Annotated in this window: 28 protein-coding genes and 1 pseudogene; 15 read left to right on the forward strand and 14 right to left on the reverse strand. The window is 61.7% G+C overall.

What is annotated here, in order from left to right:
- The first annotated feature begins 74 nt into the window (after nucleotides 1–74).
- A complete protein-coding gene (locus tag C6Y62_RS03330) occupies nucleotides 75–1,163 on the forward strand; it encodes a D-alanyl-D-alanine carboxypeptidase family protein (protein ID WP_173952764.1) in 1,089 nt (362 codons plus the stop codon).
- A 3-nt stretch (nucleotides 1,164–1,166) separates the two neighbouring features.
- Here C6Y62_RS03330 and C6Y62_RS03335 read toward each other — a convergent pair whose 3' ends face one another.
- From C6Y62_RS03335 to rsmI, 4 genes are all read right to left on the reverse strand, one after another.
- On the reverse strand, nucleotides 1,167–1,652 hold the full coding sequence (locus tag C6Y62_RS03335; RefSeq protein ID WP_173952765.1) for a phosphate-starvation-inducible PsiE family protein: 486 nt from the start codon (nucleotides 1,650–1,652) through the stop codon (nucleotides 1,167–1,169).
- Nucleotides 1,653–1,747: 95 nt separating this feature from the next.
- Nucleotides 1,748–2,689: a glutathione synthase gene (gene gshB / locus C6Y62_RS03340; protein WP_173952766.1), complete on the reverse strand. Its 942-nt coding sequence runs from the start codon at nucleotides 2,687–2,689 to the stop codon at nucleotides 1,748–1,750.
- A gap of 109 nt (nucleotides 2,690–2,798) precedes the next feature.
- The gene (locus C6Y62_RS03345) at nucleotides 2,799–3,182 is read right to left on the reverse strand and encodes a YraN family protein (protein ID WP_068462812.1); all 384 of its coding nucleotides are present in this window, start codon (nucleotides 3,180–3,182) and stop codon (nucleotides 2,799–2,801) included.
- Nucleotides 3,182–4,117, reverse strand: coding sequence for a 16S rRNA (cytidine(1402)-2'-O)-methyltransferase (gene rsmI / locus C6Y62_RS03350; protein ID WP_173952767.1), 936 nt, complete (start codon nucleotides 4,115–4,117; stop codon nucleotides 3,182–3,184). The genes C6Y62_RS03345 and rsmI overlap by 1 nt, the downstream gene beginning before the upstream one ends.
- Before the next feature lie 234 nt (nucleotides 4,118–4,351).
- Between rsmI and C6Y62_RS03355 the strand changes: the two genes are divergently transcribed.
- Complete coding sequence (locus C6Y62_RS03355) at nucleotides 4,352–5,566, forward strand: penicillin-binding protein activator (RefSeq protein WP_173952768.1); 1,215 nt, start codon at nucleotides 4,352–4,354, stop codon at nucleotides 5,564–5,566.
- Nucleotides 5,567–5,636: 70 nt separating this feature from the next.
- Here C6Y62_RS03355 and C6Y62_RS03360 read toward each other — a convergent pair whose 3' ends face one another.
- The 3 genes from C6Y62_RS03360 to C6Y62_RS03370 all read right to left on the reverse strand — a co-directional run bounded on the left by C6Y62_RS03360 (nucleotide 5,637) and on the right by C6Y62_RS03370 (nucleotide 7,475).
- The gene (locus tag C6Y62_RS03360; RefSeq protein WP_068462818.1) at nucleotides 5,637–6,035 is read right to left on the reverse strand and encodes a hypothetical protein; all 399 of its coding nucleotides are present in this window, start codon (nucleotides 6,033–6,035) and stop codon (nucleotides 5,637–5,639) included.
- Between the two features lie 298 nt (nucleotides 6,036–6,333).
- Entirely contained in the window at nucleotides 6,334–7,212 is an 879-nt protein-coding gene (gene gluQRS, locus C6Y62_RS03365; protein ID WP_420844137.1) for a tRNA glutamyl-Q(34) synthetase GluQRS, read from the reverse strand.
- Nucleotides 7,213–7,283: 71 nt separating this feature from the next.
- A complete protein-coding gene (locus tag C6Y62_RS03370; protein ID WP_173952298.1) occupies nucleotides 7,284–7,475 on the reverse strand; it encodes a hypothetical protein in 192 nt (63 codons plus the stop codon).
- Between C6Y62_RS03370 and C6Y62_RS03375 the strand changes: the two genes are divergently transcribed.
- Complete coding sequence (locus tag C6Y62_RS03375; RefSeq protein ID WP_246274261.1) at nucleotides 7,465–8,064, forward strand: DNA-3-methyladenine glycosylase family protein; 600 nt, start codon at nucleotides 7,465–7,467, stop codon at nucleotides 8,062–8,064. The two genes, C6Y62_RS03370 and C6Y62_RS03375, sit on opposite strands and share 11 nt — an antisense overlap.
- Before the next feature lie 142 nt (nucleotides 8,065–8,206).
- Nucleotides 8,207–8,767, forward strand: coding sequence for an HNH endonuclease (locus C6Y62_RS03380; RefSeq protein WP_173952771.1), 561 nt, complete (start codon nucleotides 8,207–8,209; stop codon nucleotides 8,765–8,767).
- A 158-nt stretch (nucleotides 8,768–8,925) separates the two neighbouring features.
- Here the strand turns inward: C6Y62_RS03380 and C6Y62_RS03385 are convergent, their stop codons facing one another.
- From C6Y62_RS03385 to rph, 7 genes are all read right to left on the reverse strand, one after another.
- Nucleotides 8,926–9,141, reverse strand: a complete 216-nt coding sequence (locus C6Y62_RS03385; RefSeq protein ID WP_068462825.1) for a hypothetical protein — start codon at nucleotides 9,139–9,141, stop codon at nucleotides 8,926–8,928.
- 1,149 nt (nucleotides 9,142–10,290) lie between these two features.
- Entirely contained in the window at nucleotides 10,291–10,812 is a 522-nt protein-coding gene (locus C6Y62_RS03390; RefSeq protein WP_173952772.1) for a disulfide bond formation protein B, read from the reverse strand.
- A gap of 123 nt (nucleotides 10,813–10,935) precedes the next feature.
- Entirely contained in the window at nucleotides 10,936–11,514 is a 579-nt protein-coding gene (locus tag C6Y62_RS03395; protein ID WP_068462829.1) for a YqaA family protein, read from the reverse strand.
- Nucleotides 11,515–11,523: 9 nt separating this feature from the next.
- The gene (gene hemW / locus C6Y62_RS03400) at nucleotides 11,524–12,798 is read right to left on the reverse strand and encodes a radical SAM family heme chaperone HemW (protein ID WP_173952773.1); all 1,275 of its coding nucleotides are present in this window, start codon (nucleotides 12,796–12,798) and stop codon (nucleotides 11,524–11,526) included.
- Entirely contained in the window at nucleotides 12,731–13,354 is a 624-nt protein-coding gene (gene rdgB / locus C6Y62_RS03405) for an RdgB/HAM1 family non-canonical purine NTP pyrophosphatase (protein ID WP_173952774.1), read from the reverse strand. The genes hemW and rdgB overlap by 68 nt, the downstream gene beginning before the upstream one ends.
- Nucleotides 13,351–13,764 (reverse strand): VOC family protein, encoded by a 414-nt coding sequence (locus C6Y62_RS03410; protein WP_068462834.1) that lies wholly within the window; start codon nucleotides 13,762–13,764, stop codon nucleotides 13,351–13,353. The genes rdgB and C6Y62_RS03410 overlap by 4 nt, the downstream gene beginning before the upstream one ends.
- 124 nt (nucleotides 13,765–13,888) lie before the next feature.
- Nucleotides 13,889–14,602: a ribonuclease PH gene (rph, locus tag C6Y62_RS03415; RefSeq protein ID WP_068462836.1), complete on the reverse strand. Its 714-nt coding sequence runs from the start codon at nucleotides 14,600–14,602 to the stop codon at nucleotides 13,889–13,891.
- Between the two features lie 149 nt (nucleotides 14,603–14,751).
- On the opposite strand from rph, the gene hrcA reads away from it, so the two are divergent.
- The 11 genes and pseudogenes from hrcA to map all read left to right on the forward strand — a co-directional run bounded on the left by hrcA (nucleotide 14,752) and on the right by map (nucleotide 25,740).
- Nucleotides 14,752–15,810: a heat-inducible transcriptional repressor HrcA gene (gene hrcA, locus C6Y62_RS03420; protein WP_173952775.1), complete on the forward strand. Its 1,059-nt coding sequence runs from the start codon at nucleotides 14,752–14,754 to the stop codon at nucleotides 15,808–15,810.
- A 79-nt stretch (nucleotides 15,811–15,889) separates the two neighbouring features.
- Nucleotides 15,890–16,489 carry a nucleotide exchange factor GrpE gene (grpE, locus tag C6Y62_RS03425; RefSeq protein WP_173952776.1) on the forward strand — a complete coding sequence of 200 codons (600 nt, stop codon included), beginning with the start codon at nucleotides 15,890–15,892 and terminating at the stop codon, nucleotides 16,487–16,489.
- Between the two features lie 264 nt (nucleotides 16,490–16,753).
- Nucleotides 16,754–18,682 carry a molecular chaperone DnaK gene (gene dnaK, locus C6Y62_RS03430; protein WP_173952777.1) on the forward strand — a complete coding sequence of 643 codons (1,929 nt, stop codon included), beginning with the start codon at nucleotides 16,754–16,756 and terminating at the stop codon, nucleotides 18,680–18,682.
- A gap of 310 nt (nucleotides 18,683–18,992) precedes the next feature.
- Nucleotides 18,993–20,141 carry a molecular chaperone DnaJ gene (gene dnaJ, locus C6Y62_RS03435; RefSeq protein WP_173952778.1) on the forward strand — a complete coding sequence of 383 codons (1,149 nt, stop codon included), beginning with the start codon at nucleotides 18,993–18,995 and terminating at the stop codon, nucleotides 20,139–20,141.
- Between the two features lie 7 nt (nucleotides 20,142–20,148).
- On the forward strand, nucleotides 20,149–20,736 hold the full coding sequence (locus C6Y62_RS03440) for an NADPH-dependent FMN reductase (RefSeq protein WP_173952779.1): 588 nt from the start codon (nucleotides 20,149–20,151) through the stop codon (nucleotides 20,734–20,736).
- Nucleotides 20,737–20,878: 142 nt separating this feature from the next.
- Entirely contained in the window at nucleotides 20,879–21,703 is an 825-nt protein-coding gene (locus C6Y62_RS03445) for an outer membrane protein (RefSeq protein WP_173952780.1), read from the forward strand.
- 124 nt (nucleotides 21,704–21,827) lie between these two features.
- The gene (gene pyrF, locus C6Y62_RS03450; RefSeq protein ID WP_068463051.1) at nucleotides 21,828–22,538 is read left to right on the forward strand and encodes an orotidine-5'-phosphate decarboxylase; all 711 of its coding nucleotides are present in this window, start codon (nucleotides 21,828–21,830) and stop codon (nucleotides 22,536–22,538) included.
- 40 nt (nucleotides 22,539–22,578) lie between these two features.
- On the forward strand, nucleotides 22,579–22,866 hold the full coding sequence (locus C6Y62_RS03455; protein ID WP_173952781.1) for a DUF1330 domain-containing protein: 288 nt from the start codon (nucleotides 22,579–22,581) through the stop codon (nucleotides 22,864–22,866).
- Nucleotides 22,867–23,090: 224 nt separating this feature from the next.
- Nucleotides 23,091–23,810, forward strand: coding sequence for a tRNA (guanosine(37)-N1)-methyltransferase TrmD (trmD, locus tag C6Y62_RS03460; protein WP_173953069.1), 720 nt, complete (start codon nucleotides 23,091–23,093; stop codon nucleotides 23,808–23,810).
- 311 nt (nucleotides 23,811–24,121) lie between these two features.
- Nucleotides 24,122–24,586, forward strand: a pseudogene (rplS, locus tag C6Y62_RS16590) (50S ribosomal protein L19); the annotation flags it as partial.
- Nucleotides 24,587–24,918: 332 nt separating this feature from the next.
- Entirely contained in the window at nucleotides 24,919–25,740 is an 822-nt protein-coding gene (map, locus tag C6Y62_RS03470) for a type I methionyl aminopeptidase (RefSeq protein ID WP_068463058.1), read from the forward strand.
- The last annotated feature ends 5 nt before the right edge of the window (nucleotides 25,741–25,745 follow it).

The raw sequence follows: 25,745 nt of genomic DNA on the forward strand, positions 1-25,745 counted from the left end.
ACACGACAAGCAAACAGATTTAGCCGTTCCAAGCTTCGCCAGGTGGAGCGGCATGCAAAAGGGAACGGGGCGCCTTGCGCAGGGACGTAGGCATCATTTCTCTGGCCGCACTGATGGTGTGGGGCTGCGCTGCGCCGGCGGTGGCCGCGAGTGCGTCCGGCTCATCGTTGGTTTTCGACTTCGAAGACGGCCACGTTCTCTACGCTGAGGACATCGACCAGCCTTGGTATCCAGCTTCGCTCACCAAGATGATGACCGCCTATATGGCGTTCACCGCCATCAAGGAGGGCCGCGCCAAGAAAGACACCAAGGTCAAGATTTCTGCCGCTGCCTACAAAATGCCGCCGACACGGCTGGGCATGAAGACCGGCAGCGAGATCACGCTGGACGATGCACTGCGCGCACTGATGATGCGCTCCGCCAATGACGTTGCCGTTGCCATCGCCGAAACACTGGGCGGCGATGAAGCCTCGTTCGTCAAACAGATGAACCAGACCGCCGCACGCCTTGGCATGACGCACACGCATTTCATCAACCCGCACGGACTGCCCGCCGAGAAGCAGGTTTCCACCGCACGTGACATGGGGCTGCTGTCGCAAGCGTTGCTGAAGGATTTTCCTGAAGAGGCGCCACTCTATTCGCTGACATCGGCAACCATCGGCAAGATTACCATCGGCACCCACAACGCACTGCTGACTTCATTCGATGGCGGTGACGGCATCAAAACCGGATACACTTGCGCCTCGGGATATAATCTGGCCGCCAGCGCCACGCGCGATGGACGCCGCCTCATCGCCATCGTGCTAGGCGCGCCGAGCAACAGCGCTCGCACCGCGCGCGCATCCGCCTTGCTTGAAAGCGGCTTTCGCACGCACGAATGGAAGACTTCATTTCCGATAGCCCGGCTGCAGAATTATCCGCGTGAGGTTATCGGCACGCCCTATGAGCCCGACGAGCTGATACTTGGCCGCTTCCGCGCCTGTTCAGCACCTCCCCCGCCGCCAAAGCCGGAACCCGCCACGGCAAGCGCTGACAGCCCCACCAAGGCTGGCGGAACCGCCGCAGCGCCTGCGGCCAAGATTGAGAAAACCTCAGCGCAGAACGCTTCCGCATCGAAGAAAGCACCGCGCAACACCAGCAAGAAGAAGCGTCCGAAGCAGTGAGCTTCAGGATTGCGCTCCGCCCAACTGGATGTCCTGCGCGCCGCTTCCCCGCACCAGCCAGAACACAACGCCCAGCGCTACGATCACGGCCGCCAGTCCATAGAGATACGCTGCATTGGTCTTGCCCGGCTCCAGAATTATCAGCTTGCGCAGCGCGGCCAGCATCGCAATCAACACGACTGTGCGCACCTGCACGATGCTGTCGGCCCGCTGCCCAGTGACCAGCAGCGACTTTTTGAATTCAAGCGCTATGATCACGGTGAAAAACATGCCGAACAGCGCCTGAAACACCGTGTAGTCGGTCAGGTCGAGCGCGTGGGTGGCAATCACCTCCGCGAGCACCTTCAGACACAGGTTCCAGAGCGCCAGCAAAATGACCGCTGCCATCAGTATGGACAGCACTGAAACGACTATTTCCTCAAAGCGCTGATAGAAGCTCAAAAGCTCCCAACGCTTGCGCGCCGCATGAACTTCGTCCCTCATGTTCATTTGCAAAACTCCATCGCATGCCGGCGGCAGCGCGGCGTTGTCACTGGTGACGATCGCGCACCGCACTGCAGTCGGTTGAATTTCGATGGAGCTATTTAGGAACGCTTGTTTTCAATTCCATCCCAGATCAGCGCCGCGATATCGGCGCCGCCAAATTCCTTCACCTGCCGAATGCCCGTGGGCGACGTGACGTTGATCTCGGTGAGATACGGGCCAATGACATCGATCCCGGTGAACAGCAGACCGCGCCGCTTCAGCTCCGGCCCCAGACGCGCGCAGATCTCCGCTTCGCGATCGGTGAGCACAGTCGGCTTTGCCGTGCCCCCGACGTGCAGATTGGAGCGCGTTTCGTTGGCGGCAGGCACGCGGTTGATCGCACCGACAAACTCGCCGTCCACAAGAATGATGCGCTTGTCACCCTCGCGCACTTCCGGCCGATACTGCTGCACCATGAACGGCTCGCGGAACACCGTCTGAAACAGCTCCACCAGTGAAGCCGCGTTGGTATCGTCGCGGCTGAGGCGGAAAATCGCGGCGCCGCCATTGCCGTACAGCGGCTTCAGGATCACATCGCCCATCTCGCGCCGAAACGCCTGCACATCTTCGAGCGAGCGCGTCACGATGGTGGGCGGCATGAGATCCAAAAAATCGAGAACAAAAATTTTCTCCGGCGCATTACGCACCTCGGCTGGATTATTCACCACCAGCGTATGGGGATGGATGCGCTCCAGCAGATGCGTCGTGGTGATGTATGCCATGTCGAACGGCGGATCCTGCCGCAGCAGCACTACATCCCAATCGCGCAGGTTTTCAACGCGCTGATTGGATAGCTCGTAGTGCGATCCAATCCTGTCTTCGACCTTCAACGTCTGTCCGCGTGCCAGCAGTTTGTCGCCATGCAGCGACAGATTTTCCGGCGTGTAATAGAACAGCTCGTGCCCGCGCCGCTGCGCCTCCAGCAGAATTGCGAACGTGGAATCGCCGCGAATGTCGATGCGGTCGATCGGGTCCATCTGACAGGCAACACGCAAGCGCATGGTTCCAGCTCTTTTCTGGGCCAGCCCCGCTTGAGTGCTGCGCGGCCGGATGGGGTTCAAACACAAAAACCGGCGCGCAACACAAACGGGAATGCGAGCCTGAGGAAAGTCAAAGACCGTCGGGTATATGGCGCGGCCAGCGCCGTGGCACCAGAAGCACAAGATCAAATCGCTGCTCATGGTGATGATAGCGCGGCCGCCGTGCCAGCCAATAGTCGGCCGCGTTGCGGATACGTTGCGCCTGCCGCCCACCGACTGCAGCCTCGGCCGCCTCCTGCGTCGGGCGGCGCTTTACTTCAACGAACGCCAGCAGATTGCCGCGCACGGCTATGATGTCGATTTCGCCTGCCCGCGTCTTCACGTTGCGGCCGATGATCCGATAGCCCTTCGCCATCAACGCCGCAGCGGCCAACAGCTCGGACCAGCGCCCACGCTGCAACCGCTTGCGCCTTTCATCGGCATTCGCTGGCGAAGCGTGCGGGCGGCCTGTCATCAGCTCTCCGCATCGTCCGCGCCGTCGTCACGCCCGCTCTGCCGCAACTGCAAACCCAGCTCATAGACGCGGTTTTTAGGGACATTCAAGGCTTCCGAAACTGCCTTGGAGGCATCCCGCAGGCTCATGTCCGCCAGCGCACGCTGCAAATGAGCGACGACATCATCGTCGGTGGCCGCCGCTACCACAGGTGCGCCCACCAGAATAACGCACTCGCCCTTTACCGGCCGTTCCGCCAGCTCTGCCGCCAGCCCATCGAGCGAGCCGCGCAGCACCTGCTCATGCAGCTTGGTCAGTTCGCGCGCCAACGCCGCCGGCCGAGGGCCTAGCACTGCGGCCAGATCCGCCATCGCTTCCGGCGCGCGCGAGGGCGACTCGAAGAAAACCAGTGTCGCCGGAACGCCAGCCAGCTCGCGGATGCGCGTCTGTCGCGCCGCCGACTTGGGCGGCAAGAACCCGGCGAACAGAAATGCATCGGTTGGCAGACCGGCAATCGTCAACGCAACCAGCGGCGCCGAAGCGCCCGGAAGCGCTTCCACCCGGTGCCCCGCATCGATGGCCTCGCGCATCAGCTTCCAGCCGGGATCGGAAATCAGCGGCGTGCCCGCATCCGAGATCAGCGCAATGCGCTTGCCCTCGGCGAGGTCCGCCAGCACCCGCGGCCGCTCCCGCGCAGCGTTGTGCTCGTGATAGGGCCGCATCGGCGCGGTGATCGCAAAATGCGCCAGCAGCGTGCGGCTGTGGCGCGTGTCTTCGCACAGGATGATGTCGGCACGGGCCAGCACCGCAAGCGCCCGCAAGGTGATGTCGCCCAGGTTGCCTATAGGCGTTGCCACCGCATACAGACCGGCAGGCAACGGTGGCGCTGTCTGGCGCGCCAGTTCTCCACCGGCTCGGGCCATCAAATGACTGAAATCGGTGGATGATTCGGCCATAGTAAAGGACACTTTCCTGGGGGCGGGGTCGAATGTTCACGATAGTGGCAGAGCGGCACTTCCCGCAGGCGAATCGAGCGGCTAACCAAAGACTTGTGAGTCGTTACACCCTTCCGCCCGCAGACACCAACACGCGGCGCCGGAAGGCCTTAAGACGCGGGGCCACATCTGATGCGAAACAGCGTGCAGCGAGCAAGGCTGACAGGCCGCGGGGTTGCTTCTGCAGCACTGGGAATGCTGGCGGCTACTCTGTTCGCAGGCTGCTCCACCGGCGGCATGGGCGGCAGCGCGACGCCTTCGGCCGCGCTGGCACCGCCGCCCGGCCTCAGCCAGGGCCAGATCCGTGCACCGGTAAAAATCGCCCTGCTGCTGCCGCTGGCCGGCATGGGTGAAATGGCATCCACCGCCAAGGGGATGAAGCAGGGCGCCGAGATGGCGCTGTTCGAGCAGAACGACCCTAACGTCGAGCTCATTACGAAGGACGACGGCGGCACGGCCGCTGGCGCGCGCGCAGCAGCCGACGCCGCAATCCGCGAAGGCGCGGAAATTATCATCGGGCCGCTGCTGGCCGACGCCGTAACCGGCGCAGCTCCTGTTGCCGCCAGCGCGAACGTGCCCTTGGTTTCGTTCTCCAATAACTCGCAGGTAGCAGGGCGCGGCGTCTACCTCATGAGCTTCCTGGCCGAGCAGGAAACCGAACGCATCGTTTCGTACGCCGCTTCCAAGGGCAAACGCCGCTTCGCCGCTCTCATTCCCAACAGTGCGTATGGCTCTGTTGTCGAAGAAGCGTTCCGGCGCTCAGTCCAGCGCAACGGCGGCGTCGTGGCTACGATTGAGCGTTATCCGCCGACGCCGAACGGGATGCTTGAACCGGCAAAGCGGCTGGTTGAGATCATCAAGGGCGCCGAAGCGCAAATGGCGCCGATCGATGCGCTGTTCCTGCCGGCTGGGCAGGAGTCGTTGCCGCAGATCGGCCCCGTCATCGCCTATTCAGGCCTCGACACGCGCAAGGTCAAACTGCTGGGCACCAGCGCCTGGGATTATCCGGCTATCAGCCGCGAGCAGGCGTTTATCGGCGGGTGGTATCCAAGCGCCGATCCGGCGGCATGGCGCGGCTTCTCGGAGCGTTTCGCCAAGACATTCGGCACCGCGCCGCCACGCATGGCGTCTGCTGCCTATGACGCAATCGGCATCGCCATCGGCCTTGCCAGCAACGCACCGGGCGCACGTTATACGCAGGCTAATCTGACCCGCGCCAACGGCTTTGCAGGCGTCGATGGCATCGTGCGCTTCCGCGCCGATGGCATGAGCGAACGCGGACTGGCCGTGCTCGAGGTGCAGCAGTTCGGTGCGGCGGTTGTTGACGCTGCGCCTGCGAGCTTCGAGGCAACGCGCGTCTCTACAGCCGATCAGATCGCCACCACCGGCTCCATTCCTTCGCAGAATTGAGCGTGAGCGCGGCAGCTAGCGCTACGCTGCCGCCGATGCTTCGGCGCACCTAAGCGCGTACGCCAAACAATCAGGCCGCCAGCGCCGTAGCGTGACGCGGATACGGCGAGCGCTGAGCCGAACCCTGACGCTCCGCTTCCGCCAGCACAGCGCGCAGACCGGAAACATCGGTCGGCAGGGCCATCGCAGGCCGTAGATCATGCAGCAACTGCGTCAATGCGTAGTCGACGGAATCCAGCTGTTGCGCAGCGGTCCGGTGCAGATCTTTGATCCGCTCAAGCCGCTGCATCGCGCTGCGGAGCACCGACGTGACACGGGCCCAATGGTCGGCGGCTGTGATGCGTACCGGCTCGACAACCGCACGCAGCTCATCTCGTCGCGCACACGGGGCGGTCGCTACAGGCAACGGCAGCAGCGCGGCCAGGCTGGCGACAGTTAATTTGGCCGGGGCAATAAGGCTTCGAAACATCGCGGTGCCTCTCAATCCGTTGATTGATCAAGTTGCATACGCGCCACGAGCGGCAACAGCACACCTATAAGCATGCAAAGGAAGAACACCGCACAGCATGCCAGTATTCGCCTTATTAGACAATGGCTTCGTCCGTCACGCTAATACTCCATGTCGCCGGTGGCGCTACGCCAATGTATTTTTTAGGCACAACCCTTAAGAAAACACTTACTTACCGGTTTTCTCTCTCAATCAGTTGGTCTTAGGCGCATTCGCTCACATTATACTCGAGCATTGGCTTGTTCGCGCGTGGGCGCCTTCAAAAGCCGCACATACGGCGCACTTCCGCTGCCGTCACGCCCTGCGTCCGCAATGCTGCTAGACCAATATCGCCAGCGCTCTTTGCGAGCTTGCGGCCTTCGCCATCCGTCAGCAGGCGATGGTGATGATAGAGCGGCTCGGGCAACCGCAGCAGCACCTGCAGCAGCCGGTGCAGGCCCGTTGCGTGGAACAGATCCCGCCCACGCGCGACATGCGTAACGCCCTGCGCAGCGTCGTCGACGACGACCGCCAGATGATAACTCGCCGGCACGTCCTTGCGTACGATAACGGCATCGCCCCACGCCTCAGCGTTCGCCGACAATACTTCGCGCGCTCCATCTTCGCCGAACTCCGTAAATGTCAGCGGTGCGCCGTCCAGAATTTCGAGCGCGCGTGTCACGGCGCGCTGCATATCGATCCGCAACGCGAATGACTGCCCCGCCGCGATGCGCGCTTCAATATCGTCATGCGATAAATGGCGGTGCAGCCCCGGATATAGCGGAGCGCCATCCGGATCGGTTACGCCGGGAACTGCCGCCGCGTGAACTTCAGCGCGAGTTGCAAAACAGGGGTAGAGCAAGCCTTCAGCACGCAACTTTGCAGCGGCGGCGGCGTAAACATCGAACCGCTGCGATTGATGCATCACCGGCTGCTCCCAGCCAATTCCCAGCCAGCTGAGATCATCGAACACCTGCGCAACCAGCTCCGGTCGACAGCGAACCACATCGATATCTTCGATGCGCACCAGAAACCGGCCATTGGACCGGCGAGCCATCTCAAAGCCGGTGAGCGCTGACAGCGCATGACCAAGATGCAGCGGCCCATTCGGACTTGGAGCGAAACGATATACGGCGCGGGGCGGCATGCGGAAGGTCACGCTATTTGATTGCGGTTAAACCATGCAGCACTGCTTATCGCGGGGCAACGGCAGCGGAAACAACAGCGTGTTCAGACCACGGCATCAACGGCGAATGCCTTTTCACGCTCCAGGGCGCTCATTTGCAAGTTACCGCCCGCATGCCTACGCTCAAGATGTGAAAAAAAGCCGTAGCCAAGCAGAGCGATGCCTGACCGCCGGAAAGCTTCAATCATCATCGACGCGGACACGATGCGAAAAGGCGTTAGGTCCTTGCGTCGCAAGTGTCCACATATCCGGCATATTCACGATCTGACCGGCGATCCGCCGCTGCGCGATTATCGCCCCGGCTTTGCTGGCCTGGCACGTATCGTCGTCGGCCAGCAGGTTTCGCTGGCAGCTGCGCAGGCCATATGGGCTCGGCTTGAACTGGCGTCCGCTCCGGCGGTTACGCCGCAAAAGTTTTTGCTGCTGAATGACGACGACCTGCGTCAGGTCGGACTTTCCCGGGGCAAGGTCAAAACACTGCGCGGCATTGCAACGGCGATTGCGGACGGCTTTGACCTCGATGCACTGAGCGGAAAGCCAGAGGACGAGCTGCACGCGACACTCACCGCGCTTCCGGGCGTAGGTCCGTGGTCTGCCGAAATCTACATGCTGTTCTGCCTGGGCCGCGCCGACGCTTTTGCCGCCGGTGATCTGGCCCTGCAGATATCCGCATGCGCCGCTCTGGGGCTTGAAAACCGTCCAAATCGGGACGAGTTGCTCGCCATCGCGGAGCGCTGGAAACCATGGCGCGGCGTCGCAGCGCATCTTTTGTGGGCGTATTACAAGGTGGCCGACCGCACTTTGCTGACGAAGAAACACTCGTGATTTCCGCCGCTTATCACTGTTCAAATCGTCAGATGATCACACTTTCGGCAAGACCTTCACAGAGTTGATATGCATCGCTAGTATTCCGGCCGAACACGCGGGGAGAGACGATTCGAACTAACGCCGATAGGACATAACCACAGTGGATGCACACGCTGCCATTCCGGCCAGCTTTCCAGCATTGGTCCTAAACGCCGACTTCCGGCCCTTGAGCTACTATCCGTTGTCGCTCTGGAGCTGGCAGGAATCGGTGAAGGCGGTATTTCTTGATCGCGTTAATATCGTCTCCGAATACGACCGCTTCGTCCGCAGCCCCACCGCAGAGATCCGGCTGCCCAGCGTCGTTTCCCTCAAAACCTATGTGAAACCGGCGCTTTATCCCGCATTCACGCGGTTCAACGTGTTCCTGCGCGACCGCTTCAGCTGCCAGTATTGCGGCTCACGCGATGATCTGACGTTCGATCATCTCATTCCGCGCTCACGCGGCGGGTTGACCCGTTGGGATAACGTCGTCGCCGCGTGCGCACCGTGCAATCTGCGCAAAAGCGATTCGATGCCGAAGGATATCGGTATGCTGCCGCGCCAGTCGCCGTATCGGCCGACGGTGTTTGAGCTTCACCGCAACGGCCGGCTGTTCCCGCCGAACTATCTGCATGAAAGCTGGCTGGACTATCTCTATTGGGATACCGAGCTGCTGCCGTAACAGGCGACCGACGCGCCACGATGCGCATCACTACATGCCACCCATAAAAAAGGCCCGGCGGCGAGAACCGCAGGGCCTTTATCGTTTCGGGGGGAAACGAATTCATTCGTGCGCGACGCAGCGTCTCGTCCGAGATGCCGGTGCTGCGCTTTCCGCCGTTATGCTGCGCGCTTCATCGGCGCGGCGCACAGGGATTCGGCAATCGCCTCAACCGCGCGGCTCCAATCGTTCGCCGTTCGATCATCAGCATTGAGACCGAATGCAAGAAGCGCATCGGCAGGAGCGCCGCCATCACGGAAGAAGCGAGCGCATGACGTGCGCGCAACGCCCATCGCCTGATGCCACTGCAGAGGATTGATGTGCTGGATACTCATTTGACGTCTCCTCATTTACGCGCCCTTACATTGCCCCGGCGCTGAGGCGGAAAATTGGCGGCAAGCACACAGAGCAAAGCGTCACGACGCGAAACCAGTTCATGTGACACGACTGCGGATTGGATACTCTCCTGCGCTCCATATGCTTGCCATCCCGTTCGAGGGCTTCACCCTCGGATCCGAGTACGCGGCGAACTTACTTTGTTGACGCCGACGCTATTGGTCCGTCCGTCGAGGACGACGGGCTGCCGATAGCGACGAGAACATCACCGATTACATCACCTAAAGAACGCCAATCAGACGACTGAACGACCACGCTACACCTCACTGTCTGACTTACTTGAACTCACTCAGCCCCTTCATCTCGCTGGAGAGCATGACCACTCAAAGGAACGCACGAACTAAGCCTTTGAGTGGTCCGCCGCTATGTTGCACGCTCGATCAGGAGCGCACTGGGGGGATGGCAGAGACGCATTTTACGCAACGGGGACGCTACAAAACGCAACAGACGCAACGCTTACTTACGCAGTACTGAAATGGACTAACGGGACATTCGACGCGAACCGGATACTGAAACGCGGGGCACTGATTACGCTGGCACGCTACGCTTTACGAACAACGCGACTGAACTCGTTACGCAACTCACGGGATGCGGGAGGTCCCAAATAGATTGACGCGAAACACCAACTGACGAAGCCGAGACGCAACTGACGCTACATACGCAACACGACACGAACGCAACCAACTCAACTCAACTCAACTCAACTCAACTCAACTCAACTCAACTCAACTCAACTCAACTCAACTCAACTCAACTCAACTCAACTCAACTCAACTCAACTCAACTCAACTCAACTCAACTCAACTCAAGCTGACGCCACGCACACGCTGCCTTGCAACTCGCTCTCGCTACGCCGAGAAACTGTTGGGCTCTAAAGCCGCAAGACTTGCTGTTCGCTGGCTCAACTCAACTCGTCACCGCTGTGTTCCGCGAACGAGGAGTAATAGACCGTTACTTTTTGACCACGGAAAGGCAGCCGCGTGTCAGACCCACGGTATTTTGCTTGACAGTTGCTGAACGCAAAAAGATGCGGCGCTCAAGCGCTTGTTCTGTGGATAACTTTCGAGTTTTTCCACAGACGCGCACAATTATGCAGCGCGTGCTGCTCTGCGCATGGCGCTGAAACTCAGCCACATGATGAGGAGAGAACAAACAACGTTCCAGCCCGCGAACGAAACGCCGAGGAAACGCCACGCCGCTTCATCGCAACGGACGACGTGCGTCTGCTGCAGCGCTTCAAGCAGATTGCCTGCGCTGGTCGTCAGCGCCTGCGAGCCGGTGCAGCCGGAGGGCCCTTCCCAGAAGCGCCACTCAACACCGGCGTGATACGCGGCCAGCCCCGCGTTGCCGAGAAACGCCAATCCCACGAGGCCGAACAGCAGCGCGGCAACCGCGCGCTGACCAGCGCTGTAAGCCACCAGCGCGAGAAACAGCGCCGGAACGCCAGCATAAAAAGCGTAGCGCTGCATGAGGCAGAGTTCGCACGGGGCATAGCCGCCGATGTGCTCATACGCCAACGCGATGAGAATAGCCGCTGCAGCGAACAGCAACGCCAGGGCGCCAGACTGATAGGCAGTGTTGCGGGCTGGATTTGATCCTGACAGCGGCATGGCGTGCTTGAGACCTCAATGACGTGAACCACAAACGCGAAACTAAATGGCCTCTTCGACAAAGGGCCTGGCAATCCCGACTGTGTCAGCGCGCAACGGGACGCGCCGCACGGTGGAAATAGCCTAGAATAGATATTTAACAGCCACGAACCCGCTGACCAAGACCACGACGAACACCGTCGTTACCAGCGTCAGACGCTTTTCGATAAAGTGCTTGATGGGTTCGCCGAAGAAATAGAGCAGCGCCGCCACCAGATAGAAGCGCATCGCACGCGCGACGATGCTGGCGCCAATGAAGGCCATGAGATCCATGTGGGCGACACCGGCCGCAATGGTGACCACCTTGAACGGTATCGGCGTCGCGCCCTTGATGATGATCGCGGGCACGCCATACTGCTGCACGAACGCGATGAATGAATCGAGCGCGTGCTCCTTGCCGTAGAACGCCAGAATGGGCTTGCCGATTGCCTCGAACGCAAAATAGCCGATGGCGTATCCCAGCAGGCCGCCCAGCACCGACGTGACCGTGGCGATGGTGGCATACCACCACGCCTTCGACCGGTTGGTGAGGATCATCGGAATGAGCATCACGTCCGGCGGAATTGGAAAGAACGAGCTTTCCATGAACGAGACCGTGCCCAGCGCTGCAGGTGCGCGCTTGCTGGCAGCCATCCGCATCATCCAGTCGTACATCTTTCGCATGGGGATCCGTTATTCCGCGGCGGGTGGGAACAGGCTTACCGGGCTGAGGCCCGGATCGTTGGAAAAGCTCATCGCCAGACGTAGCACGATTGCATTGAGAACGAAGCGACCGTCAGCCGATGCGCGGATGCGGCTGGCAGTGCCTGGCACGCGCTCAATCATGCCATCTGCAAGCAGCGCGCCGATGACGGCGGGAGCAGGGCGCGCCCCGGTACGCCGCCACAGGCTGTCCAGATCAATACCCTCAACCAGCCGCAGTCCCATCATCACCATTTCGTCAGCCTGCTCGGACGGCGAAAGCGGCGTCTCCTCGATGATCCCGTGGCCGTTTTGTTCAACGAGACCGGCCCAGGTTTCCGGATGGCGTTCGGTGCTGGTGCCGATATGGCCGTTGCTGAGATGCAGGCGCCCGTGCGCGCCGGGGCCGATGCCGGCATATTCGCCGTAGCGCCAGTAAAGCAGGTTGTGGCGGCTTTCTTCGCCGGGCGCTGCGTGATTGGAAATTTCGTAGGTCGGCAACCCGGCAGCGCCCGTCAGCTCCTGCGTAATCCCATAGAGCTCGGCAGCGGCATCGCCATCCGGCACCGTCAGCTTGCCGGCCGCGTGCAGCTTCGCGAATGGTGTGTCGGGTTCGATCGTCAGCTGATAGAGCGACAGATGCCCGCCGGCGATCGCCAGTGCCTCGCGCAGCTCTTCGCGCCATTGCTCAGGCTGCTGCTTCGGGCGCGCGTAGATCAGGTCGAACGAGAAGCGATCGAACGTTGAGCGGGCAATCTCGATCGCGCGCTTTGCTTCCGCCACGGAGTGAATCCGGCCCAGCGAGCGCAGAATGTCATCATGTAGCGACTGCACGCCCAGCGACGCTCGATTGACGCCAGCAGTGCGGAAGCCGCGAAAGCGATCCGCCTCGACGCTGCCGGGATTAGCCTCCAGCGTTATCTCCGCGTCGGCATCGACGCTCCACAGCGTGGCGATGCGATCGAGGATGGCGGCAACCGTTTCCGGCTGCATCAGCGATGGCGTGCCGCCGCCAAAGAAGATGCTCGACACCCGGCGCGGACCGATGCGCTGCGCGGTGACATCCAGCTCACGCAGAAAGGCGGTGCGGAAGCGCGCTTCATCGATGCCGCCGAAGCGCACATGGCTGTTGAAGTCGCAATAGGGGCACTTCTGGGCGCAGAACGGCCAGTGCACATAAACGCCGAACGCAACTTCGTCAGCCGGCGTCGTCAAGGACAGCCCGCTTGAAGTGGTCGAACGCACGGGTTCGGTGCGAGATCGCATATTTGCTGGCCGGCTCCATTTCGCCGAACGTTTGCGCATGGCCCTCGGCGACGAACATCGGATCATAGCCGAAACCGTTGCCACCGCGGGGCGGCCAGACGATATCGCCATCGACCCGGCCCTTGAAGAACTGCACCTCTCCATCGGGCCATGCCAAGCACAACACCGAGATAAAGTTAGCCTTCAGCGGCTCGCCCTGCCAGTTCTGGCGCTCCACCAGCTCGCGGTTGACCCGCTCCATGGCGACAGAGAAGTCGCGATCAGGCCCGGCCCAATCGGCGGTATAGACGCCCGGAGCGCCGTCCAGCGCGTCAATTTCGATGCCGCTGTCATCGGCCAGCGCGGGCAGATTGGCGCCCTTGGCCGCAAACACCGCCTTCAAGCTGGCGTTGCCTTCGAACGTCGTTTCGGTTTCGACCGGCTCTTCCAGCCCCAGATCGCCAGCGGAAACGGCGGCGAGACCATAGGGCTCCAGCAGCTTGTTGATCTCCCAGACCTTGCCGGGATTGTGAGTCGCGACGACGAGACGGTCGCCGCGCTTCAGACGTCGGGTCATTGCTTGCTCCAGATGCGCGGCTCTGCGAATTCGAGGCAGTTGCCAGCGGGATCGCGGAAATAGATGGAACGGCCACCGCCCGGCCATTCGAAATCAGCTTCGATGGCGATGCCGCTTGTTTCGAGATGTTTGCGCCAGTCAGTGATCTCATCACCCGACGCCGCGAAGCAGACATGCCCCTCGCCATCGGCGCCATGCGGCGGCACGGGCAGCGGCGCATCCTCTTCCGGCGCGCGGCTGGTGGCGATGGGATTGAAGATCAACAGCACCTGATCGCCAAGACGATAGAACACCTGGCGCCCGGCCTCTTTGGCAAACGGCTCCAGCTCCAGCACGCGGCGGTAGAATTCTTCTATGGCCTCAAGATCGCGGGCATAGAGCACAGTTTCCAGGATGGCAGCGGGACGCATTGGTCAGACCCGGCGGTTAGCGTTTCTAGTGTCTGCTCTCAAGCAGCGTACGAGCGGCGACGAAAACCCGACGAATTGCATAGCAGCATTCAGGTTGTCGCCACACACTCGATACACCGGATTGTCAGGAGACGGTTAGCTTCTGCAATGCGACCAGCTCGCCGATGCCTTTGCGCGCCAGCGCCATCATCTGATCGAAGCTGTCCTGGCTGAACGCAACCGTTTCAGCGGTGCCCTGCACCTCAACGATGCCGCCCGCTCCGGTCATGACGAAATTGGAGTCAGCGTCGGCCGAGGAGTCCTCAGCATAGTCGAGATCGAGCACCGGCTTGCCGCGATAGATGCCGCAGCTGACGGCTGCAACGTGATCGCGCAGCACGTCGTCCTTCACCATGTCGCGCAGCTTCATCCACTGGATGCAGTCATACAGCGCCACCCAGGCGCCGGTGATGGCAGCGGTGCGGGTGCCGCCATCGGCCTGGATCACGTCGCAGTCGACGGTGATCTGCCGCTCGCCCAGCTTGTTGAGATCGACGATGGCGCGCAGCGAGCGGCCAATGAGACGCTGGATTTCCTGCGTACGGCCGGAAGGATGGCCAACGGTAACTTCGCGCCGCATACGATCGGTTGTCGAACGCGGCAGCATGCCGTATTCGGCCGTCACCCAGCCGCGCCCCTGGCCCTTGAGCCACGGCGGAACGCGCTCCTCAAGACTAGCCGTGCACAGCACATGCGTATCTCCGAACTTGATGAGGCACGAACCTTCAGCGTGCCGGGAGACCGCACGTTCAATTGAAACGCGGCGTAGTTCGTCGGGATTGCGTTTGGAAGGGCGCATGGGCAGGCATACCGGAGTTGTTGCAGGAAATTTGGCCGAACCTACGGGAGGGGCCGCCCGGCATCAACCAAAACCGCCACAGCGTTTGACGAAGGCCATGCAGCGTCCGTAATCTTCACAACCTTCAGGTTGAGGTTCGACCCCGAGCGATGAACGAAAGCACCAGCGGACTGACGCGACTGAACGAACGCTCCCGCACCATTCTACGGCAGATCGTCGAATCCTATCTGGAAACCGGCGAACCGGTTGGCTCGCGCAATCTGTCGCGCGTGCTGCCGATGGCGCTTTCGCCGGCGTCCATCCGCAACGTGATGTCGGATCTGGAGCAGCTCGGCCTCATCGTCGCGCCGCACACTTCAGCCGGCCGCCTGCCAACGCAGCTTGGCCTGCGGCTTTTCGTCGATGGCTTGCTGGAGGTCGGCGACCTCGATACGCGCGAACGCCGCCAGATCGAAGCGCACATCGCCGGCCGACAGGCGACGACGGTGGACGACGTGCTGCGCGATGTCGGCGAAATGATCTCCGGGCTTTCCCATTGCGCTGGCGTTGTATTGGCCGACAAGCAGGTCACGCGGCTGAAGCACATCGAATTTGTGCTGCTGGAGCCAGGCAAGGCGCTGGTGGTACTGGTTGACGAGGATCAGACGGTCGAAAACCGCATCGTCGATCTGCCGAAGGGCATGCCGCCCTCCGCGCTCGCCGAGGCGGCAAATTATCTCAACGCGCACGTGCGCGGGCTAACGATGTCGGAAGCGCGTGCGCGTATTGAGCAGCAACTGCAGTCATCACGCGCCGAACTCGACGAGCTGACCAAGCGTTTCATTCAGTCTGGATTGGCGGAGTGGTCGGGCAGCATCGACGACCGCAAGAGCCTGATTGTGCGCGGTCAGGCCAATCTGCTGAAGGATGTGAACGCGCAGGACGATCTGGAGCGCATCCGTCACCTGTTCGACGACCTCGAGCGCAAGCGCGACCTTGTGCAGCTGTTGGGGCTGTCTGAAAGCGCCGATGGCGTGCGCATTTTCATCGGCTCGGAGAACAAGCTGTTCTCGCTGTCCGGCTCTTCGCTCATTGTCGCGCCGTTCCAGGACGAGCGCAGGAAAGTGGTCGGCGTGCTGGGCGTTATCGGTCCAACACGAATCAATTACGCGCGAATAATTCCTATGGTGGACTACACCGCCAAGCTCGTTAGCCGACTGTTGACTTGATTTTTGCCATACATCGCCTGATATCGGGCCCGCATTCTTAAGGTGCTTCCCCGATAAAGAAGCACGTCGCGGAGAGATCATGGCTGAAGACGAAAACAGGTCCGAACCGAACGCACGCCCCGATAACGAGGCTGCGCGCCCTGCTGGCAACGGTGAAGCGTCGGGAACCGTGGTTGAGCTTGAAGCTCGCATTTCCGACCTGACCGACCGTTTGCTGCGGGCCCATGCCGAAATGGACAACCTGCGCAAGCGCACCGAGCGCGACAAGGAAGATACGGCGAAGTATGCCATCTCGAAGTTCGCGCGCGATCTGCTGTCGATTGGCGATAATCTGCAGCGCGCAACTTCCGCTGTTCCCGCGGGTGCCGCAGACGCGGATCCAGCCCTGAAGGCGCTTATGGAAGGCGTCTCGATGACCGAGCGCGAGTTCCTCAACGTGCTGGAACGCAACGGCGTTCGCCGCATTGACCCGGAAGGTGAGCCGTTCAATCCGCACCAGCATCAGGCCATGGCCGAGATCGAACAGCCTGATGTTGCATCTGGAACCATCGTTCAGGTGTATCAGCCCGGCTACCTGATTGAGGATCGCGTGTTGCGCCCGGCGATGGTTGTCGTTTCCAAGGGCGGCCAGCGCAAACAGGATGCGCAGCCCGGAAATGGCTCCCCAGCCGCCGGATAACGGCGGCTCGCAAATGTTTCCGCAGCCGCGCGTGGAAGATCCATGGCGCGGCGGCGAATGTAGGCGGCTTAGGGCCGAAAATTACGCAACGGGCACAAACCCAGCCCGTTGCGTGCATAGAAAGCCATCTTATATAAGCCGCGTTTACCGTTTGGATGCTCCATAGGGGATCGCACCGGCGCGCTGTATCGCGCTGCGGTTATTCCGGACGCCAGGACAACCAGGGTCCGGACGGTCTGCCGCAGAAGGATGAGGATTAGCACCATGGCAAAAGTTATCGGCATCGACCTCGGAACCACCAACTCATGCGTGGCGGTGATGGAGGGCGGCAAGCCGCGTGTATTGGAGAACGCCGAGGGCGCGAACACGACGCCTTCCGTTGTGGCGTTCACCGCCGATGACGAAAAGCTCGTCGGCCTGCCTGCCAAGCGTCAGGCTGTCACCAACCCGATCAACACCTTCTTCGCGATCAAGCGCCTCATCGGCCGTCGCTATGACGATCCCACCGTCGAGAAGGACAAGGAACTCGTCCCGTACAAGATCGTCAAGGGTCCGAACGGCGACGCGTGGGTTGAAGCCCACGGCAAGGATTATTCTCCGCAGCAGATCTCCGCTTTCATCCTGCAGAAGATGAAGGAAACCGCCGAGGCAAAGCTTGGCGAAAAGATCACGCAGGCGGTGATCACCGTTCCCGCATACTTCAATGACGCCCAGCGCCAGGCCACCAAGGATGCTGGCCGCATCGCTGGCCTTGAAGTGCTGCGCATCATCAACGAGCCGACGGCAGCTGCGCTTGCCTACGGTCTCGACAAGAAGAAAGATTCCCAGACCATCGCCGTGTACGACCTCGGCGGCGGTACGTTCGATATCTCCATTCTTGAAATCGGCGACGGCGTCTTCGAAGTGAAGTCGACGAACGGTGACACGTTCCTCGGCGGTGAAGACTTCGACATGAAGCTGGTCGAATACCTCGCCGACGAATTCAAGAAGGAGCAGGGCATCGACCTGCGCAACGACAAGCTTGCTCTGCAGCGCCTGAAGGAAGCTGCGGAAAAGGCAAAGATCGAGCTGTCGAGCGCCACGCAGACTGAAATCAACCTGCCGTTCATCACCGCCGATGCTTCCGGTCCGAAGCATCTGACGATGAAGCTCACCCGCGCCAAGCTGGAGAGCCTGGTTGACGACCTGATCACCCGCACGCGCGGACCGTGCGAAAAGGCACTGAAGGACGCTGGCCTCAAGGCTGCCGACATCGACGAAGTGGTTCTCGTCGGTGGCATGACGCGCATGCCGAAGGTGCAGGAAATCGTAAAGCAGATCTTCGGCAAGGAACCGCACAAGGGCGTCAACCCGGATGAAGTCGTCGCCATCGGCGCCGCGATCCAGGCCGGCGTTCTGCAGGGTGAGGTGAAGGACGTTCTGTTGCTCGACGTGACCCCGCTTTCGCTGGGCATCGAGACGCTGGGCGGCGTGTTCACGCGCCTGATCGAGCGTAACACCACCATCCCCACCAAGAAGAGCCAGACCTTCTCGACCGCCGAGGACAATCAGAACGCGGTGACGATCCGCGTCAGCCAGGGCGAGCGCGAGATGGCAGCGGACAACAAGCTGCTGGGCCAGTTCGATCTCGTCGGCATCCCGCCTGCGCCGCGCGGCGTTCCGCAGGTTGAGGTGACGTTCGACATCGACGCCAACGGCATCGTGCACGTTTCTGCCAAGGACAAGGCTACCGGCAAGGAGCAGTCGATCCGCATCCAGGCTTCGGGCGGTCTCAGCGACTCCGAGATCGACCAGATGGTCAAGGACGCTGAATCACACGCTGCCGACGACAAGAAGAAGCGTGAGCTGATCGAAGCCAAGAACCAGGCTGAAGCCCTGATTCACAGCACCGAGAAGCAGCTTTCCGAGAACGGATCTAACGCTGGCGTCGCCGCCGTGAAGTCCGACGTCGAGAAGGCAATCGCCGACCTCAAGGAAGCCATCTCGGCCGATGACGCAGAGCGCGTACAGGCCGGAACGACTGCCCTGGCGCAGGTTGCGATGAAGATTGGCGAGGCCATCTATGCCGCCCAGCAGGGTAGCGGCGATGGTGATGACGCCGACAGTGGCAGCTCCTCGACCGCTTCGGCCGACGACAACGTCGTCGACGCCGACTTCGAGGAAGTAAAGGACGACAAGAAGAAGTCGGCCTGATTTGACAGGGTGTGGTTCCGCCGCACCAAGCCACTACCGAGCCCGGCCTTAGTGCCGGGCTCTTGTTTTCAACCAACGAAAAGGCGCAGCAGCAGCGCGCAGGACTGCCTCAGTAGCGTGGCAAATCAGCCATCCAACGCTATAAGAGCAATCGCTTTTCCTGTGTGGCCCATAGCACCTTGCGGCGATACCACAGCCTCTCCACATTAGCTTTCGTTGTCGGCGCGCACTTTCCCCGCGCCAAAAACAACGCTATTTCCCTAGAAATGGGGTATCAGCCTTGCACCAATCCGAAGGATCCGCGCTGAACATGTCCAAGCGCGACTATTATGAAACGCTCGGGCTTTCCCGGGGGGCCAGCGAGCAGGAGCTGAAATCTGCTTTCCGCCGCCTCGCCAAGGAATTACATCCCGATCGCAACCCCGGCGACACCACTGCCGAGGTGCGTTTCAAGGAACTCAACGAAGCTTATGAGGTCCTTAAGGATCCGCAGAAGCGCGCCGCTTACGATCAATTCGGCCATGCGGCATTTGAGCATGGCGGCGGCGGTCGTGGCTTCGGCCCGGACTTCGCGTCCTCGATGTCGGACATCTTCGACGATCTGTTCGGCGAATTCATGGGTGGCCGGCGCGGCGGCGGCCAGCGGGCTGGTGGCGGCCGCTCTGCCCGCGAGCGTGGCGCTGACCTGCGCTACAATCTGGAAATCACCCTCTCGGACGCGTACGTCGGCAAGGCTGCCCAGATCCGGGTGCCCACGTCCATCGCCTGCGAAACCTGCGCCGGCACCGGCGCCAAGGCCGGCACCAAGCCCTCACAATGCCCAACCTGCGCCGGTTACGGCAAAGTCCGCGCCAGCCAGGGCTTCTTCACCATCGAGCGCACCTGCCCCAACTGCCAGGGCCGCGGCGAGATCATCGAAGACCCGTGCGCCTCATGCCACGGCGCCGGCCGCATCACCAAGGAGCGCACGCTCTCGGTCAATATTCCGCCCGGCGTTGAGGATGGCACGCGCATCCGCCTCGCTGGCGAGGGTGAGGCTGGCCTGCGTGGCGGTCCGGCGGGCGACCTTTACATCTTCCTGTCGCTCAAGCCGCACGAGTTCTTCCAGCGCGACGGCGCGGACATCTTCTGCAAGGTGCCGATTGCGATGACGACGGCCGCGCTCGGCGGCAACATCGAGGTGCCGACCGTTGAAGGCGGCGCGACGCGCATCAAGATCCCCGAGGGCTCGGAAAGCGGCAAGCAGTTCCGCCTCAAGGGCAAGGGCATGCCGGTGCTGCGTTCGAAGGTACATGGCGACATGTACATCCAGGTTGAGGTGGAAACGCCCAAGAGCCTCACCAAGCGCCAGCGCGAACTGCTGGAAGAGTTCGAGCAGGAAAGCCATAAGGAAACGAGCCCGGAGTGCGCCGGCTTCTTTGCCCGCGTGAAGGACTTCTTCGAAGGCAAGGGAAGCTGAGTCAGCGATGGGCGACACGGTGAAGATGCTGTTCTTCGCGGGGTCGGCACGCGCCGGCTCCTATAACAAGCAGCTTGCACGCCTCGGCGCCCTGATTGCCGAAGCCAATGGCATTGAAGCAACCTTCGCCGACCTCGAAGACTATCCGATGCCGCTCTACAACGGCGATGATGAAGCCATCGCCGGAGCGCCCGAAAATGCCGTGCAGTTCAAGAACCTGATGGCCGAGCACGATGCCATTTTCATCGCCTGCCCGGAATATAACGCCTCCATCACCGCGCTGCTGAAGAACACGCTGGACTGGGTCAGCCGGGTGAACGCACCTGAGCCCAGCGGCAAGCAGGTGTTCAAGACGCGCGTGTTCGCGCTTGGCGCGGCTTCCCCCGGCGGCATGGGTGGCCTGCGCGGCCTCACCGATGTGCGGCACGTTCTGGAGCTTGGCCTTGGCGCTCTGGTGCTGCCGGATCAGTTCGCACTGCCCCGCGCCGCTGAGGCCTTCGACACCGACGGCCACCTGAAGAACAAGGACAGCCAGGAAAACCTGAAGGCGCTGATCCAACGTGCGGCCCATACGGCGCGCGTGCTGCGCGGCTGAGCAGACGCCACCCCACTGAACTGCTGCACACTGAACAATGTGCTCTAATCGCCACAATCGTGGGACGATACGGTCCCGCTTGGGTTGAGTGAAATCCTCTATAACGTGTAGCCTTTCCAGAATTCGCGCGGGGGATTCGGAAATGGCAGCGGCGCAGACACGCAGGTTCTGGCAACGCTCATGCCTCGCCGCTTGGGTTTCAGCCGTCGTTTCGGCCACGTCTCCGGCCCAGGCCGACCCAACTCACGCTGACCCATGGAACGGCTTCTATGTCGGTGCCTTCGCTGGCGGCGCATGGGGCAGCGGCCACACCACGACGGACGTCGGCGAGGTGAATGCCACGTCGTATTTTTCCACCCAACAGAACGTCGATTTGGTCGAAGGGGACACTTCCGGCAAGGCGCGCTCAGGCTCGTTCACCGGCGGCGTACAACTGGGCGCGCAGCAGCGATTCAATCAGGTTGTCGTCGGCGCAGAGGCCGACTTCGGCGCTTTGGATCTGAGCGGTAGCCGGGGGGCGGCCGACATCCCCTATCCGACTTTTCCAACGTTGGCCTACACCGCAAGGGCGTCCTACTCCACCAATTGGCTGTCGACGGCCCGTGTGCGTATCGGCTGGCTTGCGGCGCCAAACATGCTGCTTTTCGTCAGCGGTGGCCTTGCACTCAGCGACGTCAACGTCTCGAACACCTTCTACGACAAGCTGCTCAGCGGCTCGATATCCGCTCGCGGCTCCAGCTCCAACACCCGCATCAAAGCCGGTTACACGCTCGGCGGCGGCGTAGAGGCCAGCTTGGGTGGCCCGTGGTCCATCAAGGCCGAATATCTCTATGTGGATCTCGGCGAGGTATCGACCAGCGGCGTCGTGCTGCCGCCACTCGGTATCGGACGCAGCCCGCTGGACACTTCCATTGATTTGACTGCCAACATTGCCCGCCTGGGCGTCAATTACAGTTTCAGCGACTGACAGCAGGCTTAATGCGTTCGGGCATCGGCCACCCGTGGCCTGGGAGGACGCGCCTGCCCCTTGCACTCACCGCCCTCGTGCTGCATGGCTACCTCACTCCAACCAACAGCACACCTTGAAAGCCATGACGACTGCCGCCAAAAACCGTTTGATCGTCGCCCTCGATATGCCAACGATCGAGGAAGCCCGGCGCCTGATTGCCACCCTGGGCGACAGCGTCACCTTCTACAAAGTTGGGCTGGAGCTGCTGTTTGCGGGCGGCCTCGATCTGGCGCAGGCGCTGAAGGCCGACGGGAAGCACGTTTTCCTGGACATGAAGTTTCTCGACATCGGCAACACGGTCGAGCGCGCGGTCGCTAATGTCACCGAGCTGGGCCTCGACATGCTGACCGTGCATGGCCACGACCTGAAAACGATGCGCGCCGCGGTTTCCGGGCGCGGCGACAGCAAGCTGAAGCTGCTGGCGGTGACGGTGCTGACCAACCTCACCAACGATGATCTGGCTGAGCAGGGAACCTCGCTGGCGCCGGCCGATCTTGTTCTGCGCCGGGCGCTGCTGGCGCAGGAAGCGGGCTTCGATGGCGTCATCGCATCCGGACAGGAGGCTGCACGCATCCGCGAGGCCACGGGCCCCGACTTCCTGATCGTCACGCCCGGCATCCGTCTGACCGGCAGCTCGACCGACGATCAGCAGCGCATCACCACGCCAGACAATGCCATCAGAGCGGGCGCCAGCCACCTCGTTGTCGGGCGGCCGATCACGCAGGCGGATGACCCGCGTCTGGCCGCCGAGACGTTCTGCAACCACATCCGCGAAGCTCAGGCTTCGCTTTAACAAAACATCACATCAATTTGAAAAATAACGGAGAACTCAAATGGCCAAGGGCTATGTGATCGTGCGCGCAGAAGTGACCAATCCGGATAAGTGGGCCGAATACGTCGCCAAGTCGAAGGTCGCTCTGGATAAGTTCGCCGGCAAGCCCGTGGTTCGCGGCGGTCAGGCCAAGATCGTCGAGGGCGACGGCCTTGCCCGCAACGTCGTCATCGAGTTCGACAGCTACGACACCGCCCTCGCCTATGCTTCCTCGCCGGAATATGCCGAGGCCCGCAAGCTGCGCGAAGGCGCCGGCACGCTGCACATGGTTGTCGTCGAAGGCGTCTGACGCGCTATACGCCCGGGGTTCGCTTGCACCCGGCGCCCGGCACTCGCTGCCGCCCCGCATGCGTCGGTTTCGCGCCGCCCTTGAGCCAGCCTCGGGGCGGCGTTTCTCTTTTGCCAAACCTGACTTCCATCGACTGCCAGCCGGGGCGAAGGGTGACAGCGGGGAGCGCACGGCCATATAAGCCGGGCATGGCGGGAACTGGCCCGCATAACGAGATGGCAGCGATGGCGCATTTTCCTGAGAAGACCGATCATCCGGCGTGGCGCGCGACGGTGCTGACCCTGTTTCCGGAAATGTTTCCCGGTCCGCTCGGACTGTCCCTCAGCGGTCAGGCGCTGGAAGCGGGGCTCTGGTCTCTCAACACTGTATTTATTCGCGAATTCGGCCTTGGGCGACATCGCGCCGTCGACGACAGCCCGGCCGGTGGCGGTGCCGGCATGGTGATGCGCGCCGATGTTCTTGCCGCCGCCATCGATCACGCCCGCACAACCGAACCCGATACGCCGCTGATCTATATGTCACCCCGGGGCGAGCCGCTTTCGCAGGCGCTGGCGGCGGAGCTGGCCGCTGGTCCCGGCGTGATGCTGCTGGCGGGACGCTTTGAGGGCGTCGATGAGCGCGTGATCGCCGGACGCCAGATGCGCGAGGTCTCCATCGGCGATTATGTGCTGTCTGGCGGCGAACTGGCGGCGATGGTGCTGATGGATGCCTGTGTGCGCCTGCTGCCCGGCGTGATGGGGGCCAGCGCCTCTTTAAGCGAAGAGAGCTTCGAAAACGGGCTGCTGGAATATCCGCAGTACACCAAGCCCCGCGAGTGGGAAGGCCGCGCCATCCCGGACATCCTGCTGTCGGGCGATCATGCCAAGGTCGCCAAGTGGCGCCGCCAGCAGGCCGAACGCATCACGGCGGAGCGACGTCCTGACCTCATCGGCGGCAAGGGTTAAGCAACGCTTTCCGGTTGCGCAGCGGGCACAATTTCCAGCAATATGGGGCTGAAACAGGCGATGCATGCTGACTGCGCGGGGTTCCGCATCCGGCGGCTGCGCTTGTTTTTCGTGTTGCATCGGTGCCCCGCGACAACTCGCGGCTCGATTTGATGCGGCGGCGGCGACAAATCGCCTCCAACCATATCGACAACCCATCGCAATTCGTCTATGAACCGGCCCAAATTCCCTAATGATGCCGTTTAGGGGTGCCGGCCAGTCCGCCGAGCCTCAACGGCCTGTTGCTCCAGTTTTTCACGGTCAGGTGCCCTATGAATGTCATCCAAGAGATCGAGCGCGAGCAGATCAGCGCTGTAATCGCAAAGCGCCCCGTTCCCGAATTCGGTCCCGGAGACACCGTCAAGGTGATGGTGAAGGTGATCGAGGGCGCCAACACCCGTACGCAGGCCTATGAAGGCGTCGTGATCAGCCGCTCCGGCGGTGGCATCAACGAGAGCTTCACTGTCCGCAAGATCTCCTATGGTGAGGGCGTGGAGCGCGTGTTCCCGATCTACTCGCCGTACATCGCCGAGATCGAGGTTATCCGCCGCGGTAAGGTGCGCCGCGCCAAGCTTTACTATCTCCGTGGCCGTCGCGGTAAGGCTGCCCGTATTCCGGAGCGTTCAGACGCACGCGCTCGTCGCCTCAACGCGGCCTGGAAGGGCTTCAAGAAGCAGAAGGGCGAGCCTGAGGATCTGACGCAGATCAAGGGCATCGACGCCAATCTGGCCGCTGCTCTGCGCCACCTCAACGCTATCAAGCTCGAGCAGATCGCCAACCTCTCGGACGATGACATCGCACACATCGACGAGACGCTGAAGCTGGACGGTCGCATCGAGAAGGACGACTGGGTCGGCCAGGCTCGTACGCTGATCGCTGAAGCCGCTGTGGCTGAAGTTCCGGCCGAAGAAGCTCAGGGCTAAGCCTTAGCTGAACGGCCATCGCGGCCGGCTTCAAGAATTCAAAACGGCGTGCCTCGCGGTGCGCCGTTTTTGCTTTTTGGCGCCGCTGCCCTTACTTTATTTGGAGCATTCCGCTCCTCCACCGCTCAAGGCTCCAGGACCAGACCATGTCGAACGTTGAAGTCGGACGCGTGTCCGCCCGCAGTGAGAAGATAAAGCTGCATGGGCCTGAGGCGTTTGCAGGCATGCACAAGGCCGGACGGCTGGCGGCCGAAGCGCTGGACATGCTGACCGAGCACGTGAAGCCGGGCGTTACCACCGAAGAGCTGGACGAGCGGGTGCTGAAGTTCGCGCTCGATAACAACGCTTATCCGGCGCCGCTGAACTATCGCGGCTTCCCCAAGGCCATCTGCACGTCGATCAATCACGTCGTCTGCCACGGCATTCCAGGTCCGAAGCCGCTGCGCGAGGGCGAGATTCTCAACATCGACGTGACGCTGATTGTCGATGGCTGGCATGGCGACACCTCGCGCATGTATGCGGTGGGCAAGATCTCGCGCAAGGCCGAGCGCCTCATCGCCATCACCTATGAAGCGCTGAAGCGCGGCATCGCCGCTGTGCGCCCCGGCGCCACCACCGGCGACATCGGCGCCGCGATCCAGCCCTATGCCGAAGGCGAGCGCTGCTCCGTCGTGCGCGATTTCTGCGGCCATGGGCTCGGGCAGGTGTTCCATGACCGCCCGAACATCCTTCACTATGGCGAGCCGGGTGAAGGCGTGGTGCTGGAGAAGGGCATGATTTTCACCATCGAGCCGATGATCAATCTCGGCCGCCCGCACGTGAAAGTGCTGAACGACGGCTGGACCGCCGTGACGCGCGACCGCGAGCTGTCGGCCCAGTTCGAGCACAGCATTGGCGTGACGGAGACCGGGTGCGAAGTGTTCACGCATTCGCCCGCCGGGCTGGAATTCCCGAAGTTCGAACAGTAACCGCT

It is taken from the genome of Hyphomicrobium sulfonivorans (assembly GCF_013306565.1).
GTDB classification, from domain to species: domain Bacteria; phylum Pseudomonadota; class Alphaproteobacteria; order Rhizobiales; family Hyphomicrobiaceae; genus Hyphomicrobium_A; species Hyphomicrobium_A sulfonivorans.

Coding starts and splice junctions, on each gene's coding strand:
- C6Y62_RS03335 (WP_173952765.1), bottom strand. CDS start 1,652: ATGAACATGAGGGACGAAGTTCATGCGGCGCGCAAGCGTTGGGAGCTT.
- gshB (WP_173952766.1), bottom strand. CDS start 2,689: ATGCGCTTGCGTGTTGCCTGTCAGATGGACCCGATCGACCGCATCGAC.
- C6Y62_RS03345 (WP_068462812.1), bottom strand. CDS start 3,182: ATGACAGGCCGCCCGCACGCTTCGCCAGCGAATGCCGATGAAAGGCGC.
- rsmI (WP_173952767.1), bottom strand. CDS start 4,117: ATGGCCGAATCATCCACCGATTTCAGTCATTTGATGGCCCGAGCCGGT.
- C6Y62_RS03355 (WP_173952768.1), top strand. CDS start 4,352: ATGCTGGCGGCTACTCTGTTCGCAGGCTGCTCCACCGGCGGCATGGGC.
- C6Y62_RS03360 (WP_068462818.1), bottom strand. CDS start 6,035: ATGTTTCGAAGCCTTATTGCCCCGGCCAAATTAACTGTCGCCAGCCTG.
- C6Y62_RS03385 (WP_068462825.1), bottom strand. CDS start 9,141: ATGAGTATCCAGCACATCAATCCTCTGCAGTGGCATCAGGCGATGGGC.
- C6Y62_RS03390 (WP_173952772.1), bottom strand. CDS start 10,812: ATGCCGCTGTCAGGATCAAATCCAGCCCGCAACACTGCCTATCAGTCT.
- C6Y62_RS03395 (WP_068462829.1), bottom strand. CDS start 11,514: ATGCGAAAGATGTACGACTGGATGATGCGGATGGCTGCCAGCAAGCGC.
- hemW (WP_173952773.1), bottom strand. CDS start 12,798: ATGCGATCTCGCACCGAACCCGTGCGTTCGACCACTTCAAGCGGGCTG.
- rdgB (WP_173952774.1), bottom strand. CDS start 13,354: ATGACCCGACGTCTGAAGCGCGGCGACCGTCTCGTCGTCGCGACTCAC.
- C6Y62_RS03410 (WP_068462834.1), bottom strand. CDS start 13,764: ATGCGTCCCGCTGCCATCCTGGAAACTGTGCTCTATGCCCGCGATCTT.
- rph (WP_068462836.1), bottom strand. CDS start 14,602: ATGCGCCCTTCCAAACGCAATCCCGACGAACTACGCCGCGTTTCAATT.
- hrcA (WP_173952775.1), top strand. CDS start 14,752: ATGAACGAAAGCACCAGCGGACTGACGCGACTGAACGAACGCTCCCGC.
- grpE (WP_173952776.1), top strand. CDS start 15,890: ATGGCTGAAGACGAAAACAGGTCCGAACCGAACGCACGCCCCGATAAC.
- dnaK (WP_173952777.1), top strand. CDS start 16,754: ATGGCAAAAGTTATCGGCATCGACCTCGGAACCACCAACTCATGCGTG.
- dnaJ (WP_173952778.1), top strand. CDS start 18,993: ATGTCCAAGCGCGACTATTATGAAACGCTCGGGCTTTCCCGGGGGGCC.
- C6Y62_RS03440 (WP_173952779.1), top strand. CDS start 20,149: ATGGGCGACACGGTGAAGATGCTGTTCTTCGCGGGGTCGGCACGCGCC.
- C6Y62_RS03445 (WP_173952780.1), top strand. CDS start 20,879: ATGGCAGCGGCGCAGACACGCAGGTTCTGGCAACGCTCATGCCTCGCC.
- pyrF (WP_068463051.1), top strand. CDS start 21,828: ATGACGACTGCCGCCAAAAACCGTTTGATCGTCGCCCTCGATATGCCA.
- C6Y62_RS03455 (WP_173952781.1), top strand. CDS start 22,579: ATGGCCAAGGGCTATGTGATCGTGCGCGCAGAAGTGACCAATCCGGAT.
- trmD (WP_173953069.1), top strand. CDS start 23,091: ATGGCGCATTTTCCTGAGAAGACCGATCATCCGGCGTGGCGCGCGACG.
- map (WP_068463058.1), top strand. CDS start 24,919: ATGTCGAACGTTGAAGTCGGACGCGTGTCCGCCCGCAGTGAGAAGATA.